The following is a 256-nucleotide window of genomic DNA, read 5'->3' as shown; positions in this document are numbered from 1 at the left end:
AATGCATTAAACTTCTCTACAAACGACTTTAATCCAGCAGCAACATTATTGTTATTTTCAGTGATAGTTGCTTTACTTAAATCATCGTCTGCATTGTGAATTTTTTTAGCATTAATGTTAACGCCTTCAATAACATCTTTAAACTCATTGGTACTGCTTGAGGCCACAAGCGTTCCGTCAATCGTAATTGAAGCATCCGTCGCTGCTGTTACTTCGTTTAAGTTTTCAGCATACGTTGTTGATGTTGTATCACTAT

At 35.5% G+C, this 256-nt stretch carries 1 protein-coding gene; it reads right to left on the bottom strand.

Annotated features, from left to right (window positions below; genetic code table 11):
* Nucleotides 1-256, bottom strand: a 256-nt coding sequence (fliD, locus tag R0K30_RS22630; protein WP_410613169.1) for a flagellar filament capping protein FliD, incomplete at both ends; no start/stop codon positions are given.

The organism is Bacillus sp. SIMBA_154, assembly GCF_046536015.1.
Taxonomy (GTDB): domain Bacteria; phylum Bacillota; class Bacilli; order Bacillales; family Bacillaceae; genus Bacillus; species Bacillus pumilus_P.
This window is presented reverse-complemented; position numbering and strand designations above follow the sequence as displayed.